Genomic DNA, 2,591 nt, shown 5'->3' on the forward strand with positions numbered 1-2,591 from the left:
ATGAACATTACCGATATGATGAATTGCTCCACCTACCGCATCCAAAAGTGCAGTGCAGCCGCGAACATAATAATCTTCTTCTGTAAGTTTCTTTACTTCACCAATAGCTACTCTGTCATGAATCACATCTGTTTCATCATCAAAAAGAACGGTGGAAACAATAGCCTTTCCTTCTTCTTTCTGCTGCTTTGCTATCATGGAATTGAATCCACCAATAGTATCAGATTCAAGTCCGCTCATAGAGCCACTTCTGTCAAGAATAAATACGATTTCTGTTAAGTTTTCTCTCATAAAAATTACCTCCGTAATTAGCTTATTTGCTTGTTTCTGAGGTAATCATATCTCAATATGCATTTATGCCGGTCACTTGTCAGGCGACATTTACTAGACTTGTGTCCCAAGCAGTTGTTCTCCATGTTCAAAAAGAGCTAGATTGATTTCATATATGTCAAAAGCTTTCTTCTCGATAAAATACTGGACTATAACATCCTGCTTACTGCAAGGCGATAATGCCAGTCCAGCTCTTGAAAGAAGATCCTTCGTATCATCTAAATCCAACTCAAGAGCTACTGCTAAAGCAAGAGCTGTGGATTTACTAGGATTCTTTGTAGTTCCACATTTAAGCTTGGAAAATGCCTTTCTATCAAGATTCGCCTTCTTTTGAACCTCAACATCTGTAAGTCCTTTTGCATCAGCAAATGAAAAAACAAGTTCCATAAAGGTTTTGTCCAGATTATTTACAACATCGTCTAGGCTTCTTTCTACATCTAATATCGGTGCTGATAAGCACAGATCAAAAGAATCTGAGTACTCTTCTTGATTCTTTTCATCTACATAATTGTCATTGATATACTCATCAATATCTCCATAAAATTCCGATGACAGCGATACTGACTTTTCATCAAAAACAACAAGGTAAACATCCATATCACTCTCCGACATGAATGCTTCAATCTCAGACAGTGCTATTCTTAGAGCAATGCCTTTAGGAAATCCGTAGCTACCTGAAGCTAAAAGCGGTATTGCAAGGCTTGAGATATTATTATTAACCGCAAGATCAAACACGCTGCGATAACATTTTCTAATAATATCTTCCTCACCAGCTTTACCACCTTTCCAAGCAGTTCCCACTGTATGAATGATAAATTTTGCCGGCAAATTATAACCATCAGTAATAACAGATGTACCTCTATCAATAGCACCTATCTCATGACGCTTTGCTAAAAGCTTATCTTTACCAGCCGCTTCATAGACAGCACTATCGATCCCTGCGCCATATTCTGGCATAGGGTTTGCGGTATTCACTATGGCATCTACCTGCATTTTTGTAATGTCATTACGGACGATCTGAAATGGCATGGTGGCTCCTTATTATAGATTCTTTATTCCGTCAAAACGATCAAGAATATAGTCAAATAATTTAAACCCGGTATCTGACAGTTCTCCAAGATCTGAGTCAAACTCAAATACATGGTCACTGCTATCAACGACATAATAATCTCCGTCCCCCTGGTTTTCTATTGCTATATATTTATTCACTATAGGAAAATACTTGTGCAGATATAACGTTTGCCTTACTAAATCTGATTCTATTTTTTGATTTGAATTAATTCCGTATAACTCGGCAAACTTATAACTTAAGTAGCCATATGTTAATATGTATTCCTTAAGCTGATTGCCAAAGGTAATTCCTATTATTTTCTCGGCTTCTATAAGAGTGGCCTCATCAATTAATCTGGTCGTAGAAGTAACTTCATTATTTTCTATAAACGCCTTTAAACTCATTCTTTATTACACCTTTCTTTCCAATGATTAGGTCTATCTTGATTATTGTATTGATTCTTCAAATCCTTATCTCGACGCCAGCTTTCAGTATCGTTGGCATGTAAGTCGCTATAGTTGCCATCTCCATGCTCACTGTCTTCGCATAATTCAGCAAATGGACTATCATAATCCTGTCCCATATGATGAAGTTCGATTCGCTCACCGGTCTTAGCATCATATGGGCTTCTTCCAAGTTTCATAAGTTCTCGATTTGAAATGCCGTTCGGATGATTATCATCAATGGTTTTTTCCGACACATAATCAAGATCAAGGTCCTTCTTTACCAAGCACTTTCTACCATCAATTTCGCGCTCTTCTAGATTCGCATTCTTATAAATCTCATATTGATCCATATTCTTTATGTAATCAATTATTTCATCTGAACACCCTGTCTCTTTTTTTATCTGCTCTCGTTCTTCCGGTGTTAATTCTGAATATATTTTTTTCTCATTGTCTACACCATCTGATTCTTTTTGCTCTACGTCATTATTCTCAAATAAATCCGACTTACTATAAAAAGTTTTCTGCGTTTTAGTTATTCCTTCATCATTTTCATTAAGAACGGTCTTCTTCCACACCTCTCTTATAGCAGAATGAATATCAAAATGCGATTCATGCTGAGTATCACTTTTCTCAGCAGCCGAAAATGATTCTTTCCATACTTCAGAGGATAACGAACACAAAGAAAGTCGCTCCTTATGCTGATAGTTTTCCTCATTCGACAATTTCTCTTTGTCAGAACCATCCCATGCTTCATTTACATTATT

Annotated in this window: 4 protein-coding genes; all 4 read right to left on the reverse strand. The window is 36.7% G+C overall.

The genetic code is table 11. From position 1 onward, the window contains the following. Positions 1-291 (reverse strand): hypothetical protein (locus K6G87_RS14515; RefSeq protein WP_330669877.1); only part of this gene is annotated, 291 nt, incomplete at its 3' end. 93 nt (positions 292-384) lie between these two features. Beyond that, a complete protein-coding gene (locus K6G87_RS14520) occupies positions 385-1,359 on the reverse strand; it encodes a macro domain-containing protein (protein WP_296838799.1) in 975 nt (324 codons plus the stop codon). 12 nt (positions 1,360-1,371) lie between these two features. Then, the gene (locus K6G87_RS14525; RefSeq protein ID WP_296838801.1) at positions 1,372-1,785 is read right to left on the reverse strand and encodes an SMI1/KNR4 family protein; all 414 of its coding nucleotides are present in this window, start codon (positions 1,783-1,785) and stop codon (positions 1,372-1,374) included. Continuing rightward, the coding region (locus K6G87_RS14530; RefSeq protein WP_296838803.1) for an HNH/ENDO VII family nuclease at positions 1,782-2,591 on the reverse strand (810 nt) is incomplete at its 5' end. The genes K6G87_RS14525 and K6G87_RS14530, both read right to left, overlap by 4 nt.

It is taken from the genome of Butyrivibrio sp. (assembly GCF_024699075.1).

What these genes read in the sequence shown, in the direction of transcription:
- K6G87_RS14520 (WP_296838799.1), bottom strand. Translation starts at nt 1,359, where the DNA reads ATGCCATTTCAGATCGTCCGTAATGACATTACAAAAATGCAGGTAGAT.
- K6G87_RS14525 (WP_296838801.1), bottom strand. Translation starts at nt 1,785, where the DNA reads ATGAGTTTAAAGGCGTTTATAGAAAATAATGAAGTTACTTCTACGACC.